We start from the raw sequence: 16,609 nt of genomic DNA on the forward strand, positions 1-16,609 counted from the left end.
GGTTCGGTCTCTTTAGTTTTAACACTATGGTGTGAAAATAATTTATTTCTGTAGCCATTTTTTTATACTTTTGGAGTTCAATCCTAAAATTAAATGTCACGCAAAAAACTTTATAACAGATTCCTTGTCTGGAAGACCCAGAAAGTAGAAGAAAAACAAATGGTTTTGTTCGTAAGTTTCCTGATCGGAATATTTACAGCACTAGCAGCTTTCATTCTTAAAAGTGCAATTCACTTTATACAACATCTTCTTACTTCTCCCTTCCTGACAGAAGGAGCTAACTATATGTACCTCATATATCCTATAGTTGGTATTTTAATTGCCGGATTGTTTGTTCGCTACATCGTGAGAGATGATATCAGCCATGGTGTTACAAAAATATTGTACGCTATATCTCAGCGCAAAAGCTTTATAAAACTCCATAACGTATATACCTCCATCGTAGCCAGTTCTATTACAATTGGTTTTGGGGGATCGGTTGGGGCGGAAGCCCCTATTGTACTTACAGGGTCGGCTATCGGTTCTAATCTGGGACGTTTCTTTAAGGTAGAACAGAAATACCTGATGCTACTGATCGGATGTGGTGCTGCAGGTGCTATTGCCGGTATCTTCAAAGCTCCTATTGCGGGATTAGTTTTTGTGGTAGAGGTATTAATGCTCGACCTAACGACGTTCACAGTGCTTCCATTGTTGGTAACGTCTGTAACGGCAGCTACGATTTCATATCTAACGATGGGTACATCGGCAATGTTTAATTATGCCTATACAGAACCCTTTGCGCTCGAACGGATTCCTTATGTTATTTTGCTGGGTATTTTTTGCGGACTGGTTTCCCTCTATTTTACCCGTGCTATGGGATGGACAGAAGGAATCTTCCGCAAGATGTCATACTGGCAAAAGTTTGCGTTTGGTGCAAGCATATTGAGTATATTAATATTCTTGATGCCTCCTCTTTACGGAGAAGGATATGATACGATAGAGGCACTAATCAGTGGAACAAAGAACTACACCGGTCTATTAGACAACAGTGTTTTCTTTGAATTTAAAGATACCCGTTGGACTATCGTCTTATTCCTTGCGGGGGTTTTGCTGATGAAGGTATTTGCTACCAGTGCAACCAACGGTGCAGGAGGAACAGGGGGGATATTTGCTCCATCCTTGTTCTTGGGTTGTATTGCCGGATTTGTATTTTCTTTTACTATAAATCACTCACGACTAACAGGCTTCGCACCTTTATTGCCCGAAGAGAATTTCGCTTTAATGGGAATGGCGGGTGTAATGGCGGGTGTAATGCATGCCCCTTTGACGGGAACATTCCTGATTGCAGAGCTGACGGGTGGATATGAACTGCTACTCCCGCTAATGATTGTTTCTATCTGTTCTTACGTCGTGATCAAGTTTTTTGAGCCACATAGTATCTATTCGATGCGTTTGGCAAAGAAAGGAGAACTTATAACTCACCATAAAGACAAAGCTGTACTTACACTGATGAATATAGAGAAACTCATAGAATCTAATTTTCAGACAGTGAACCCTGACATGTATCTGGGTGATATGATAAAAGTTATATCGCGCTCATCTCGCAATGTTTTTCCTGTTTTAGACGAGCAAAACAGATTTCTTGGTATTGTTCTTATGGACAATATCCGCAACATTATGTTTCGTCCCGAATTGTATAACCGTTTCAAAGTATCACGCTTTATGACATCACCTCCGGCTATTGTGGTTGTAGGTATGACTATGGAGTCTATTATGAAAAGCTTTGATGAAACGAAGGCTTGGAACTTACCTGTAGTAGACCAGAATGATGTATATCTCGGATTTATCTCCAAGTCGAATATATTGGATGTATACAGAGAGGTATTAGCAGAAAACTTTGTGGAAGAATGACACGGCTTTTTCCTAAATAATATTTATAAATACACAAAGTTTGCTAGAGTTTTATATCTTTGCTTTTTAGAGTAAAACTTAAACAATTAGGTATTTATGAGACTGTTTATAGGTATTCTGTCGGCTGTAATTATTCTTACAGGTGCTACTTTAACTGTTTTGGCTCTCTGGGGAATTAAACCCATCGAGTGGAGCATTATCTGGCGTTCGGGGGCAACAATCGCTATAGCTTGTATTACATTTTTGGTTATGTGGCTTGTTAAGGCATTGTTTTTCAAGAAAGACCCTTTTAATATAGATAAGAATAACAGAAAAAATCAATACTGATAATATCTATATCAAAATAAACGAAGCGTAGAGATTGTTTGATTTATCAATCTTTACGCTTTTGCACTTTTAGGAATAGCGTTTTATCCTTAAATTTGCATTAAACAATCAAAAATAAATGGATAAGAAAGATTTGCGTATCGTTTTCATGGGGACACCGGATTTTGCAGTAGAAAGTCTGAAAAAACTCGTTGAAAACGGATATAATATAGTGGGGGTGATAACCATGCCCGACAAACCAAGCGGCAGAGGCTACAAAATACAGTATTCTGCTGTAAAGAAATATGCGTTGGAACAGAATCTACCTCTACTACAACCAGAAAAACTAAAGGATGAAACTTTTCTAAGTGAGCTAAAGGCGTTGGAAGCCGATCTACAAATTGTAGTTGCATTTCGTATGTTGCCCGAAGTAGTATGGGATATGCCCCGATTGGGAACATTCAATCTTCACGGCTCGTTGCTACCGCAATATCGGGGTGCAGCACCTATCAATTGGTCTATAATAAACGGGGATAAAGAAACAGGTGTCACCACATTCTTCCTTACTCATGAGATAGACACAGGTAAAATAATCTTACAAGAAAAGATCAAGATAGGAGAAAATGACAATGCAGGAAAAATTCACGATGAATTGATGGTTGTCGGAGCAGAGCTCGTACAAAAAACAGTTGATATGATCTTGGAAGGTAGTGTAGATGCTGTAGATCAAAAGCAGTTCTTTTATGATGAAAAAGAGTTGAGACATGCACCCAAAATATTCAAAGAAACTTGCCGTATCGACTGGAATAAACCTGCGGGAGAAATACATAATTTAATTCGAGGTATGTCACCTTATCCTACAGCATGGACAGAACTTCTTAGTGACGGAAAAGAGCCTCAGATGGTAAAAATATATCGTTCGAAAGTTATTTCTTCTGCAAACACTGTAGTTCCGGGAGCTATTCTGACAGACAATAAAACATACTTGCATATTGCATGTAGCGATGGTCTTATCAGCGTGGAAGAGATTCAGTTTGCAGGAAAAAAAGCGATGAAGACAGACGAAGTGTTGAGAGGATATAAAATAGAAGAAGGAGCTTATTTTAAATAAAGATCTACTATGAAAAAGCAGTTAGAGAAGCTTATTAAAGAATATAGAGACTTGCAGCCTCTGGATGAAGATTGTAAGAAGAAATTGGATAAGAAATTCAGGTTAGAATTTAATTACAACTCAAATCACCTGGAAGGAAATACTCTAACTTATGGAGAAACAGAACTCCTTTTGCTTTTTGATCAGACTAAAGGCAACCATGAACTTCGTGAACTGGAAGAAATGAAAGCTCATGATGTTGCTCTTATGCTGATAAAAGAAGAAGCCGCTGATAAAGAAAAGCCGCTGACTGAAAAATTCATAAAAGATTTAAACCAGACAATATTAGTACGACCATTTTGGAAGGATGCAATTACTTCGGAAGGTCAATCGACACGTAGGCAGATTAAAATAGGAGAATATAAAGAATTCCCGAATAGTGTTATTCAGGCAAATGGTGAAATATTTGAATACGCTTCGCCCCAAGAGACTCCTATACTGATGGCAGAACTCTTGCAATGGTATAATGATGAGGTTACGAAAGGAGAGTTTTCGGCTATTGAACTTGCAGCATTACTACATTATCGATACATCCGTATTCATCCATTTGATGACGGAAATGGACGTGTTGCCCGATTATTGGTGAACTATGTATTATATTATAATGATTTGCCTCCTGTTATAATTAAAACATCGGATAAGAGAGAATATTTACGTGCACTACAGCAAGCTGACACCGGCGATTTACAGGCTTTCATTAATTATATGATTCAACAATTGGCATGGAGTCTCGATTTGTCGACAAAGGCTGCTAAAGGTGAAAGTGTAGAGGAGCAAGATGACTGGGAGAAACAGTTAAGCTTGTTGAAGAAAGGATTGGGTGATAAAAATGGAAATGTTACAAAAAAAACAAAAGTAACTGTTTCTAAAATTTATGATGATATTATAATTCCTTTTATCTCGTTGTATGAAAGTAAACTTGAACAATTTGACAATCTATTTTTAACACGAAACTCAGGTCTTGAATATAATCAAGATGGAAATCCTTTTATAGCAAATAATCTTAATGATTCTTTAAAATTACTATTAGAGTGGTGTTCTCGAACAAATGAACTAAATAGAAAAGAATATACGACTAACTTATCATTAAGGAATACATTTTCTATATTAAGGAATCCATATAAAGAAGTTTATATAAACACTTTCAATATTCAAATCCTATTAGGAGAAAACGCCTATGCTATAAAATATAATAATAAAACAACAACGAAACTTTATTCTGAGTTTTTAACAACAAGTGAGATGAACTCTATTATATCGGATATAGGCAAAGATCTTCTAAAAAAAATAGAAACAGCTATAAATTCGTAAATAATTATCTTATTATTAAAATAACGAAGGGAAATAAAAGGTGACATATAAAACAAGCAAATAACTGTTACTTTTGTTACTTTTTGTTGAAATTCGAAGCTAGATGAAGACCTCAAAACTCATATTTTTGTTACTTATACTTCCTGTCCATTTATTCTGCCAGACGATTACAGAATATACAATGGATTTATATGACCAATCACGTGAGCGATTGATCCCTCTTGCTATTTATTCACCCATTGAGCACACAAAAGAATGTGAGGTGATTATAATGAATCATGGTTACGACCAAAATAGAGGTGGGGCATATAAAGATTACTCGAGTATTACCCGAAAATTAGCTTCGGAAGGGTATTTTGTAATAAGTATTCAGCATGAGCTAGCGAGTGATGACTTGTTACCTCTGGAAGGTAAGCCGTATGAAGTCCGTATGCCTAATTGGCAAAGAGGCGTTAAGAATATTCTTTTTACCATAAATGAATTAAAGCAAATACGCCCCGATCTTGATTGGGAAAATGTAACTCTGATTGGTCACTCTAATGGTGGAGATATGACAATGCTTTTTGCAACGGAATACCCTCAATATATCAAACGGGCAATATCTTTAGACCACAGACGAATGCCTATACCTTTAGTATCCAGCCCGAAGTTATACTCATTGCGAGGATGCGATTTTGAAGCTGATGAAGGTGTGCTTCCTTCGCCTGAAGATCAGATGAAGTATTCGATAAGAATAATTAAGTTTGATGACATTAAGCATGGAGATATGGATGATAAAGGGACATCGTCTCAGCTTGCACAAATTAATGATCTTATTCTTCAGTTTTTAAGAGACTGATATTTGTATAACAAATTTATCTTAATATAGTAAATATAAGAACAAAAGGTAACACAAAAAAACAGAGATAAACCTGTTACTTTTGTCACCTTTTAAGAAAATAAAATAACGACAGATGCAGAAAGTTATAAAGTCTACAGACCTGAATAAAGATTTGTCTGATATCCTAAGCCGATTGTCATTCGACAAATTGTTTTTGCTAACGGACGAAAATACCGAAAGGTTGTGTTATCCTCTGGTTAAAGATAATGCACAGATTGCAAAAGCCGGGAAGATTATAATAAAGGCGGGAGACGACAACAAGAATATAGAAACATTGTCTTCTATCTGGAAGTATCTTTCAGAAAATGGAGCTACCCGCCACTCTTTGCTTATCAATCTTGGTGGTGGAATGCTAACAGATATCGGAGGGTTTGCTGCGGCCAGTTTCAAACGAGGCATCAAGTGTATCAATATACCCACTACCCTACTCGGTGCTGTTGATGCTGCCGTAGGCGGGAAAACAGGGATAAACTTCAACGGATTGAAGAACGAAATAGGAGCTTTTGCTCCTGCCGAAACAGTACTGATTGATTCCGCCTTCTTCAAAAGCCTCGATCATCAGAATTTCTTGTCGGGCTATGCAGAGATGATAAAGCATGGATTGATAGACAGTGATAAAGAATGGCTGGCAACTATGTCGTTTGACACAGAGGAAATTGACTATGAGAAGTTGAAACAGTTGGTTGTAGACTCTGTTGGGGTGAAAGAACGCATCGTCGAAATCGATCCTTTCGAAAAAGGATTACGCAAAGCTCTTAATCTGGGGCATACCATCGGGCACGCCTTCGAAAGCATGTCTTACGAACTAAATAAGCCTGTCCAACACGGCTATGCTGTTGCATGGGGTATCATTTGCGAATTGTATCTTTCTCATCGATTCTGTGGTTTTCCGAAAGAGAAAATGTACAAGACCATTTATTTCATCAAAGACAACTATCATGGTTTCTACTTCGATTGCGACCATTACGAGCGGCTCTATGAATATATGAAGCATGATAAGAAAAATGAATCGGATACAGTAAATTTCACTTTCCTTTCGGATGTGGGTAGGATAGAAATCAATCAAACAGCAAGCAAAGAGGATATTTTCGATGCTATCGATTTCCTTCGCGAGAGTGTAGGGCTATAATAAATCCCCAAGGAATAATATATTCCCTGAGGATTTATAAAAATAGTGTCTAGTATGAAGAGTTGTTATCTGCCAAATCGTGAAGTATCCACCTCATCTACTTTCGGCTTTTTGTAATTGCCAAACCGATAAGTAAATGATAGTTTAAATACGGGAGCATTCGGATGTAGCTTCATCGTACTATACTGTGTCATATAATCGATCTTTGTTGTTGCACCATTGCTCTTAAATATATCTTCAACCTGTGCCATGAGTTCGGCTTTGTTATTTAAGAATGTCCATTTGGCACCGGCTGTTATATCCCACATGCGCTTGATATCATATATCCCTTGCAGAGCTCCATTCATATAAAAACCTGAAACATCGATCTTTATATTTGGTTTGGAAGATATATTGAATGTATTACGCAACTGTGCTACAAAGGAGTACAGACTTCTCTTGTAAGGAACATCATAGAACTCATCGTCTTTTTCTTCTTGTCTGAAGAAGTTGATCGTTGCTTTAGTATCCCACACCCTGTCTATTGCAAAAGGGACAACGAGGTATATTCCAAATTGCTTTTCGTAATCGAGATTTACCATCTGGAATATATTCTCCAGACTGCTCTGAGACTGGTATGGCAATTGTATAAATCTATCGGGAGTATATTCATAATAAGCCCCAAGAACATATTTCTGCTTATAAATTACATTCAGTTGGCTTCTGTATTCTCTCGAGAATTTAAGCTCAGGATTCCCCTCTGCCGATGAATAGGCATTGATCTTAAACCGATCGGTGCTTAACGCCCAATATGGAGGATAGTTGATGTCAGAAGAGAACGATAATTGATACATTAGCTGCGGGCTATGAGTATAAGTCAGGTTTGCATTTACAAATGGCTGAAAGTCATTCCACAATGTTTTCTTCTCGCCCATAATGTTTATCGCCGCACGAAAATAGTTACCGGATATTGAAGCCTGAGCAGATAGCTTTTCGCCAAACTTCTTAGAGAATCCGGCAAATACAGATGCATTGTACTCCTTCTGTTTAGTATCATTTATTGAGTCTACTACGGTGTTATCGGGGTTCTTATAATAGTCATAACTATTGTTATTTTCCGAGAATGAGAAATTGCCTCCATAATTAAAATCCCAGCCACTTTTGGTTGACACTGTATGATTTGCAAATAACAGGATTTTGTTTACACGCTGCGCTGTCTTGGTTTTAAAAGAGGTTTTTAATGTCTGACCATCTTCATAGTCATAATACTTGGTTGTTGACGGGTCGTTATAGAAGGTATAATCAGCTCCGATATTTAGCTTCTTGTGAGAGTTGTATTCCGCTTTTAGATTATGTAAATAATCATTCCCCACTACATCGTCTTTCGAATCTATGCTTGTGTATGAATTACCATCTTTTAGATATTTTGTTTGCGAAGTATGACTTGCATCATATTTGTCGAAGTTACCGGTATATACGACCTTTATCTTATCCTCATTCTTCAGATTAAAACCAAGTCCAAGTCGGGTATTCAAACTTTCGGGATTGGGCATAGAATAGTTCTTCTGAGAAATATCATATGCATGACCATCAAACTGATGTATTGCAAACATATCGCTGATGGACCAACTCTTAGCCTTGTCTGCACCAATAGAGAAATCAATATTATATGAAGGTTTGGTATATAACAAGCTTCCTCTTACACCAAATCCCGCATAGTGTGCTTGCTTATATTCTGCACTTCCTTCTCCTTGTAAAGTTGGTAAGTCTGCATTCTGATCTTTGAGTACAATATTTATAGCAGCACCTCTTACATTGTATTGAGGTGGTGCACTATACATAATTTCAATATTGGATATACGAGATGCCGGCATCGATTTGAGCATGCTTATTATTTGCTCTTTACTCATACTGGTCAGTTGCCCATTGATCAGAATAGTATAGTCTGATGTTCCGATTAGGCTGAGATCGTCACCAACTCCGGTAATGCTTGGCACATTCTGCAAAGCTTCGAATGCATTTGATACTACTTTATTCTTGATCAGTAAAGGAGCATCATAAATCAGTTTTCCCGCTTCCGATTTTACGATAGGGCGCTCGCCGCTTACTACAATCTCTTTCAGTTCTTTGTTTAACGAAAGAAGGACGTATGGCGGAATTTCTATGTCAGCATCCTGTATCTTAATAGGGTGTTCTTCCTTTTCGTATGTCATGTGTTGCAGGGTGAGTGTATACTCTCCATTAGGAATATCCTTGAATTCAAACGAACCGTGTGTATCTGTAATCGTTGTTTTCAGCCAAAGGCTATCCTTTGAATTTCGGAGAATACATGTCACAGCTTCTACCGTTTGGTTCGATTCATTCATTGTTGTGCCTTTCAGCATATATCCCTGTGCATTGGTTACAACGGCGATACTTAGTAAGAGTGATAGTAAAAATGGCTTCATAGTTTTATTATATTCGTTTTGTATAGCAAAAGTAGATAACAGCAAGCTGATGATGTGTTTCCGTTTTACTACTTAGTGTTACCAAGTGTTATCAAGAGTATTTGATAATGAGTTTTATTATCTATCTTTGATTTATAGTCTATATTTACGTAAATATAATAACATTACTAAATAATAGTAAATATATATAATAAAAACTTAACTACATGCAAAATTCATTCAAAAGTAGAGTTACTAAATTCTGGAGTTCTTTTTCGGAAGAAGAAAGTCAGATAAGAGAAATGATGAATAACAAAGTAGAAGGAGAAACTCTACTCAACTTTGTGGACAGTATATTACAAATCGCTTTCCATAAAATCTATTTCGAAATGGGCATAAACAATGAAGGCAAATATGAATTAATATTAACGCCTGAAGGAGATCGCTCTCGATTAATGCAATTACACTACTGGTTACAACATGCTCCACAAGAACTGTGCGAGAAATGGAATTTCTATTCATCCAAGCCTGCACATGCTAAAGCTGGTTCTACACTTACAATGTATGGCATAGAAATCGGAGAAAATGATATTGAAATCTATCCCGAAATTGAGAACGAAAGACCCAAAGTGAATATTGAAATATATTCATCGAAACTGATGGCTCTTGACGAAGACCAACGTTACTCTATGCTCTTTATATATTTAGATCAGTTTATCGGAGAGCTATATACAATGGAATATATTGGTTCTATTACGTTTGTGAATGAAAGAACTAAAAAGCAAACTGTAAAAATAACCGAATTAAGGTCTTTTATAAACAAAACAATAGAAGAAAACAGTTGGCCTAAATTTGATAATCCAACCGAAATATATACCGGATATCGTATAGAACCAAAAGAAAATAGTGATTGGACTTTGCGAGAAGATATTTTTTCGGGATACACCTCTTGCTCTTCCATCCTCAATGATTTCTATGGGAAAAAGACCGTGCGTTTTAATAAAGCAAAGCAAGACGGAGTGGTATTTGGCTTCGCATTCTTTGAAAATATAAATGTGCCTCGCGCAGATATAATAAATTTCAGAGGAGAGATAGAAGACAAGATCGTTGAAGAAACTGTACCCTATGGTATTGCCAATACGATAGGCGGTGCTACAGGCTTTCACTTTTCGTATATCGACTTCATTATATATGATTACGCCGCATTTATAAATATAGTAAAGAGAATTTTATCCACATACAATTTTGAAGAATTCGGCTATTCAGACTTTTCTATAGAATCAAAACCTGTTTTGTTCAACTAAATGGTTAAGATAACTCTGGATAAAAGCTTAAAGAATTTAGCGATAGCTCTTTTTTTATTGATTTTCAATCCAAAAAATCACAAAATTACGGCATTAAAATTGTTTTTATTCTGCTATTTAAAACAAAATCACTACTTTTGCCGTTCAAAAGAGAATGTATTATTCGAGTACACTGCGTTTAGTATGCTTGAATATAACACAAGCCTTGATTTAATTGTATGCAGAAAAATTTAGTTATTGTTGAGTCTCCGGCGAAAGCCAAAACTATCGAGAAATTTTTAGGGAAAGATTTTAAAGTTATGTCTAGTTACGGACATATTAGAGACCTAAAGAAAAAAGATTTAGGCATAGACCTGGAGAACAATTATACTCCCATATATGAAATACCCTCCGACAAAAAGAAAGTTGTCGATGAATTGAAAAAAGCGGCAAAAGAAGCAGACCTTGTATGGCTTGCTTCCGATGAAGACCGTGAGGGAGAAGCTATATCATGGCATCTGTATAAGACGTTAAAGCTTGAAGAGAATAAAACAAAAAGAATTGCTTTTCACGAAATTACGAAAGATGCAATTCTGAACGCAATAGAAAATCCCCGAACAATAGACATCAATCTGGTAGATGCGCAACAAGCACGTCGCGTACTAGACCGCATTGTAGGGTTCGAATTGTCGCCCGTACTATGGCGCAAAGTAAAGCCGGCACTATCAGCAGGGCGTGTTCAGTCGGTAGCTGTAAGACTGATTGTTGAGCGTGAACGAGAGATACAACAGTTCAAAACGGAAGCATCATATCGAGTGATTGCCATTTTCACAAAAGAAGACAATGGCTCTCAGTACGAAATCAAAACAGAACTAAGCAAGCGACTTAAAACCAAGCAAGAAGCTCTAAACCTTCTTGAAAAACTTAAAGAGGCAAGCTTCAAAGTAGAAGAAGTAGAGACGAGGCCGATGAAAAAATCTCCGGCAGCTCCCTTTACTACTTCAACCTTACAACAGGAAGCATCTCGCAAACTAGGTTTTCCGGTTTCGTTGACAATGATGGTTGCTCAGAAATTATACGAATCGGGAAAAATTACTTATATGCGTACCGATTCGGTTAATTTGTCCAGTTTGGCAATTAACACTACAAAAAACGAGATTGAATCTGAATATGGTAAGCAGTATTCAAAAGTTCGCCATTTTTCAACAAAATCGAAAGGAGCGCAAGAGGCACATGAGGCCATCCGTCCTACATATATAAATGAACACTCAATATCTGGTACTGCACAAGAGAAGAAGCTGTACGACCTGATATGGAAAAGGACTATTGCATCTCAAATGGCTGATGCCGAATTAGAAAAGACCACAGTGACAGTTAGTATCTCTAACGAAAAAAACATGAAATTTTCGGCCGTTGGAGAAGTTATCAAGTTTGACGGATTCTTACATGTGTATCTTGAAGGTACTGATGATGAAATTATAGATAATGAAACCAGTTTGCTTCCTCCTGTAAAAGTTCAGGATGCGCTGCAAATGAAAGAGGCAACAGCCACAGAGCGATTTACACAGCGTCCTAGTCGCTATAGTGAAGCATCGCTTGTTCGCAAGCTGGAAGAGCTTGGTATAGGTCGTCCGTCTACTTATGCTCCAACTATCTCTACAATACAGAATCGTGAGTATGTAGAAAAGTCGAATATAGAAGGAACAGAGCGTCAGTATAATATCCTATCGCTCAAAAAAGAAAAAATTACGGATGTACAGAAAACTGAAATCACAGGTACAGATAAAGGCAAGCTTATCCCTACTGATACAGGAGTGGTTGTAAATGATTTCCTTATCGAATATTTTCCGGGAATATTAGACTATAATTTTACTGCCAATATAGAAAAAGAATTTGACCAGATCGCCGAAGGTGAAGAAAACTGGACAAAACTTATAGATAAATTTTACAAAGTATTTCATCCTATTGTAGAATCTGCAACAAATACTCAAACAGATCACAAGGTAGGTGAACGCATACTGGGTGTTGATCCAAAATCGGGACGTCAGGTATCTGTAAAGATCGGACGTTTCGGGCCAATGGTACAAATTGGCGTTCAGGAAGAAGAAGAAAAACCTCAGTTTGCAGGATTACAAAAAACACAATCTATTACAACGATAACACTAGAAGAAGCTTTGAAATTATTCGAGCTACCTCGTTCGGTTGGAGAGTTTGAAGAGAAGGATGTTAGCGTTGGTACAGGAAGATTTGGTCCGTATATAAAACATAACGGAAAGTTTATATCTTTGCCTAAAGGATATGATCCTTACAGTGTTGATTTAGATAGTGCGATTTCTTTGATTGAAGACAAGCGCAAAAAAGACGCTGAAAAGATAATAAAGACTTTTACAGAGGACGCAGATTTGCAAATATTAAATGGCCGATACGGTCCATATATTGCGTATCAAAAAACAAACTATAAAATTCCGAAAGGTACAGTGCCTGCTGATCTAGATTTTGACGCAGCAATGAAAATAGTGAAGGCAACCGGAGAGAAACCTGCTACTAAAACAAAAGCAAAATCGAAGAAGAAGTAGCATTTTTTCCTTGAAAAAATATTATATTCAGTTGAATGAATAGATTTTTGGAAAAAATATTTGGATACAGGGGATTAAAGATATTAATACCTTTGTTGGATTTAGCCATCGTATATGGTTCGATAATTTGGTCTTTTTACATTTTTAAAGATAGCCTTGACAACTTCTCCGAAAACTGGTTTTCATTTGTTGCTATTTGGCCCTACATAGGTATTTGCTATCTAATCTTAAGCCATATATTTGAATTAGATAAACCTAAAGATTTTTCTTTTTTGGGTATAGGGTACACCATATTTTTGGTTATAGTCTCCCTACTGTTTTGTACTATGGCTATAAGTTTCCTCGCCAGAGAATTTGCTTTCCCCCGAAGTATCCTTCTTACTGCCTATGCCATGCAGATCGTAGTAATCACGTTTTGGCACTTCTTTGCCAATAGAATGCACTTCCGCCTGAATAAAGGAAAATCGGTACTCGTTATTGGCTATGAGAAGTCGCAACCTCTAGCATACAAATTACTAGAGGCGAAAGGAATATGGTCTAATCTGAAACATGTTTGCTCTCCCGATCATCTTAATTTATATAATTATATCAACGAATGTGATATAACGTTCATTACCGAAGATGTTTCCGAAGAGCGGAAACAACATATTATCTTATATTGCATAGAGCGTAACCGTACGGTATTATACCAGCCTAAAAATTCGGAAATACTCCAATTTAATGCGAACTTCCTGCAAATAGACGATTCACCAGTTTTGGATGTCAGGGAGTTAGGACTGGGACAAAGTAATGAAATTTTCAAGCGGCTGACAGATGTCTTCTTAGGAATCTTGGGGTTGATTGTTTTATCTATTCCATTCATATTTGTCTATTTGACTTTAAAAATAGGTGGAGGATCAGCATTTTATGCGCAAGAACGTATAACGCGTGACAATAAAATTTTCAAGATATATAAATTTCGGACAATGATCGAAAATGCAGAAGCTGTTTCGGGCCCTGTATTAGCCCAAGATGTTGACTGTCGGATAACAAAACTCGGGCACTTCTTACGTGCTACCAGATTGGACGAAATACCTCAGATTTACAATATACTCATAGGTGACATGAGCATAGTAGGCCCACGCCCTGAACGACCATTCTTTGTAGAACAGTTCTGTACCGAGATGCCTGAATACAACTTGCGTCATAGGGTTAAAGCAGGTCTTACAGGTTTGGCACAAGTACAGGGAAAGTATAATACATCGGTAAGGGATAAACTAAAATATGATCTGCTGTATATCAACGGCTATTCGTATGCTTTAGACATAAAACTGATCATGCAAACACTGAATATACTCCTTAGAAAAAGTAGTACAGAAGGTGTAAAATCTGTCAGTGAGATTGAAAAGGAAGTTGAAGAATTGACTCGCCGCTAATTTATATATCCGGAGAGTAGAATCAATTAATAAAATAAGAATTTATAAATCATATTGACTTATGAATAATTTTCAAGATTTGGTAACAAATCGTCGGAGTATTCGTAAATTTACAGATGAACCATTGAAGCCTCAGCAGGTAGAGACTATTCTCAAGGCGGGGCTAAAGTCACCTTCATCAAAAAGTAAAAATCCTTGGCAGTTTCTATTAGTTGAGGATAAAGAAATGCTAAGAAAGCTGTCGCTATGCAAAAAGTCGGGTAGTAAACCGATAGAAGGTTGTGCTTTAGCTATTGTAGTTATGGCAGATCCATTAACAAGCGATGTGTGGATAGAAGATGCGTCTATCGCTTCCATTATGATGCAGCTACAAGCCGAAGACTTGGGGTTGGGTAGCTGTTGGATACAAATCAGAGAGCGATATACAGAAGAAGAGGAAGCTTCTAATGACTATATCAAGAGCTTGTTTGATATACCGATACAGCTGCAGGTTCTTTCCGTTATAGTATTTGGCAATAAAGCGCAAGAGCGTTCCCCTATCGACGAAGAAAAGTTACAATGGGAGAAAGTGCATATCGGAAATTTTAATATAAATCAAATAATAGAATAGCTACTTATGGCAACTAATAATAGCAAGTCAAACGACCGTTTGTCCTATGGGATAACCATACTTATCTTCGGTATTTTATTTATGCTGGACAAGTTAGACGTATTAAGTAAAATTCCTTATGCTGATAGACTGATAGGAGTAGGTTCTTTTTTGCTTATAGCAGGGATTGTGTTCTTATTCACTCAGCCTAAGAGAGTTTTAGGTTGGATATTCCTAGGTATAGGAGTATTGCTTAATGCTGATACGTTCTTTGGTTGGATGCATAATTATTCTAATCTTATTGTTCCGGGCTTATTAATCGTTGCCGGAGTGGCAATGGTATTGAGTGCCAAAAAGAAGAACTAATGAAAGTAGTATTGATAGGAGCAGGAAATGTTGCTACGCAATTCGCTAAGGAGCTGTACAGCAAATCTTTTGATATTGTACAAGTCTATAGCCGAACATTCGTTTCTGCATCCGCTTTAGCCAAGGAAGTGGATGCTGCACCTATTACAGATATAACATCAGCCGTGGATGATGCTGACTTATATATATTTTCTGTAAAAGATTCTGTTTTAGAAGAATTGATTGCTAGTCTTCCGTCAAATAATGGCTTATGGGTACATACCGCAGGTAGTATGTCTATAGATGTCTTTAAAGGACACGCTTCCCGGTATGGAGTAGTATATCCGTTTCAGACGTTTAGTAAAGATAGAAAAGTTGACTGGGCTGATATTCCAATATTTCTGGAGGCTTCGGATGATCAATCATTAGAGCAACTAAAAAGCATAGCATCCCAGTTGTCAACCAAAATAGAAGAATTATCGACAGAAGAGCGAAAGTATCTTCACCTTACAGGAGTATTTGCTTGCAACTTTACGAATCATATGTACACCTTATCGAAACAAGTTTTGGCTAAAATAAACTTGCCGTTCGATATCGCCTTGCCGTTGATTGACGAAACAGCATCGAAGGTACATTCTTTATCTCCCGAAGATGCTCAAACAGGTCCGGCTGTGCGCTTTGATGAAAATGTGATGGAGAAGCATTTGTCGCTGATTGATGATAATAAAGTAAAACAAATTTATAAACTGATGAGCGAAAGTATTCATCGGTTTGGTAAAAAAGGTATATAATGAGTACAATAAATTACGATCTGAAGAAAATAAAAGCATTTATATTTGATGTTGATGGTGTTTTATCTCCCGATTCAATACCTTTGTCTTCAGATGGGTCACCTGTAAGAATGGTAAATATAAAAGATGGATATGCTATCAATCTTGCAGTAAAAGCCGGCTATAGTGTGGCCATTATCACAGGAGCAGATACAGATAATATCCGTCTTCGCTTCAACAGGTTGGGAGTTAATGACATTTACCTCAAATCGAGAGTTAAAATAAATGACCTCAACGACTATATGAAAAAAACAGGCTATAAAGCCGAAGAGATAATATATGCAGGCGACGACTTGCCAGACTATCAGGTAATGCAGGCTGTTGGGCTGGCTGTAGCCCCGGCAAACGCTGCGCCTGAGATAAAAAGTGTAGCCCAATATATTTCGCATAAAAATGGAGGAGATGGTGTTGCCCGTGATGTGATAGAGCAAGTGATGAAGGCGCAAGGTAAATGGATGACACCCGAAATGCTAAGTTCGACAGCCGTATTCTAAAAACAT

At 37.2% G+C, this 16,609-nt stretch carries 14 protein-coding genes; 13 read left to right on the plus strand and 1 reads right to left on the minus strand.

The window, feature by feature from the left end; genetic code table 11:
• Positions 1–93 precede the first annotated feature (93 nt).
• From HMPREF9456_RS07870 to aroB, 6 genes are all read left to right on the plus strand, one after another.
• Positions 94–1,890 carry a chloride channel protein gene (locus tag HMPREF9456_RS07870; RefSeq protein WP_006842967.1) on the plus strand — a complete coding sequence of 599 codons (1,797 nt, stop codon included), beginning with the start codon at positions 94–96 and terminating at the stop codon, positions 1,888–1,890.
• A gap of 96 nt (positions 1,891–1,986) precedes the next feature.
• Positions 1,987–2,217 (plus strand): hypothetical protein, encoded by a 231-nt coding sequence (locus HMPREF9456_RS07875; protein WP_006842968.1) that lies wholly within the window; start codon positions 1,987–1,989, stop codon positions 2,215–2,217.
• A 118-nt stretch (positions 2,218–2,335) separates the two neighbouring features.
• Entirely contained in the window at positions 2,336–3,307 is a 972-nt protein-coding gene (gene fmt, locus HMPREF9456_RS07880; RefSeq protein ID WP_006842969.1) for a methionyl-tRNA formyltransferase, read from the plus strand.
• Positions 3,308–3,316: 9 nt separating this feature from the next.
• On the plus strand, positions 3,317–4,657 hold the full coding sequence (locus HMPREF9456_RS07885) for a Fic family protein (RefSeq protein ID WP_006842970.1): 1,341 nt from the start codon (positions 3,317–3,319) through the stop codon (positions 4,655–4,657).
• A 103-nt stretch (positions 4,658–4,760) separates the two neighbouring features.
• Positions 4,761–5,495, plus strand: a complete 735-nt coding sequence (locus tag HMPREF9456_RS07890; protein WP_006842971.1) for an alpha/beta hydrolase — start codon at positions 4,761–4,763, stop codon at positions 5,493–5,495.
• A gap of 115 nt (positions 5,496–5,610) precedes the next feature.
• The gene (aroB, locus tag HMPREF9456_RS07895) at positions 5,611–6,666 is read left to right on the plus strand and encodes a 3-dehydroquinate synthase (protein WP_006842972.1); all 1,056 of its coding nucleotides are present in this window, start codon (positions 5,611–5,613) and stop codon (positions 6,664–6,666) included.
• 65 nt (positions 6,667–6,731) lie between these two features.
• Here the strand turns inward: aroB and HMPREF9456_RS07900 are convergent, their stop codons facing one another.
• Positions 6,732–9,092: an outer membrane beta-barrel family protein gene (locus tag HMPREF9456_RS07900; protein WP_006842973.1), complete on the minus strand. Its 2,361-nt coding sequence runs from the start codon at positions 9,090–9,092 to the stop codon at positions 6,732–6,734.
• A 206-nt stretch (positions 9,093–9,298) separates the two neighbouring features.
• On the opposite strand from HMPREF9456_RS07900, the gene HMPREF9456_RS07905 reads away from it, so the two are divergent.
• The 7 genes from HMPREF9456_RS07905 to HMPREF9456_RS07940 all read left to right on the plus strand — a co-directional run bounded on the left by HMPREF9456_RS07905 (position 9,299) and on the right by HMPREF9456_RS07940 (position 16,603).
• Positions 9,299–10,375 (plus strand): hypothetical protein, encoded by a 1,077-nt coding sequence (locus HMPREF9456_RS07905; protein ID WP_006842974.1) that lies wholly within the window; start codon positions 9,299–9,301, stop codon positions 10,373–10,375.
• Positions 10,376–10,593: 218 nt separating this feature from the next.
• A complete protein-coding gene (gene topA, locus HMPREF9456_RS07915; protein ID WP_006842975.1) occupies positions 10,594–12,930 on the plus strand; it encodes a type I DNA topoisomerase in 2,337 nt (778 codons plus the stop codon).
• 35 nt (positions 12,931–12,965) lie between these two features.
• Complete coding sequence (locus HMPREF9456_RS07920) at positions 12,966–14,345, plus strand: sugar transferase (RefSeq protein ID WP_006842976.1); 1,380 nt, start codon at positions 12,966–12,968, stop codon at positions 14,343–14,345.
• A gap of 61 nt (positions 14,346–14,406) precedes the next feature.
• The gene (locus tag HMPREF9456_RS07925) at positions 14,407–14,955 is read left to right on the plus strand and encodes a nitroreductase family protein (RefSeq protein ID WP_006842977.1); all 549 of its coding nucleotides are present in this window, start codon (positions 14,407–14,409) and stop codon (positions 14,953–14,955) included.
• Between the two features lie 6 nt (positions 14,956–14,961).
• Positions 14,962–15,300 carry a LiaF transmembrane domain-containing protein gene (locus HMPREF9456_RS07930; protein ID WP_006842978.1) on the plus strand — a complete coding sequence of 113 codons (339 nt, stop codon included), beginning with the start codon at positions 14,962–14,964 and terminating at the stop codon, positions 15,298–15,300.
• Positions 15,300–16,070 carry a Rossmann-like and DUF2520 domain-containing protein gene (locus HMPREF9456_RS07935; RefSeq protein ID WP_006842979.1) on the plus strand — a complete coding sequence of 257 codons (771 nt, stop codon included), beginning with the start codon at positions 15,300–15,302 and terminating at the stop codon, positions 16,068–16,070. Before HMPREF9456_RS07930 ends, HMPREF9456_RS07935 begins: the two co-directional genes overlap by 1 nt.
• The gene (locus HMPREF9456_RS07940) at positions 16,070–16,603 is read left to right on the plus strand and encodes a KdsC family phosphatase (RefSeq protein WP_006842980.1); all 534 of its coding nucleotides are present in this window, start codon (positions 16,070–16,072) and stop codon (positions 16,601–16,603) included. Before HMPREF9456_RS07935 ends, HMPREF9456_RS07940 begins: the two co-directional genes overlap by 1 nt.
• The last annotated feature ends 6 nt before the right edge of the window (positions 16,604–16,609 follow it).

Origin of the sequence: Dysgonomonas mossii DSM 22836, from assembly GCF_000213575.1 — a bacterium.
Lineage (GTDB): Bacteria > Bacteroidota > Bacteroidia > Bacteroidales > Dysgonomonadaceae > Dysgonomonas > Dysgonomonas mossii.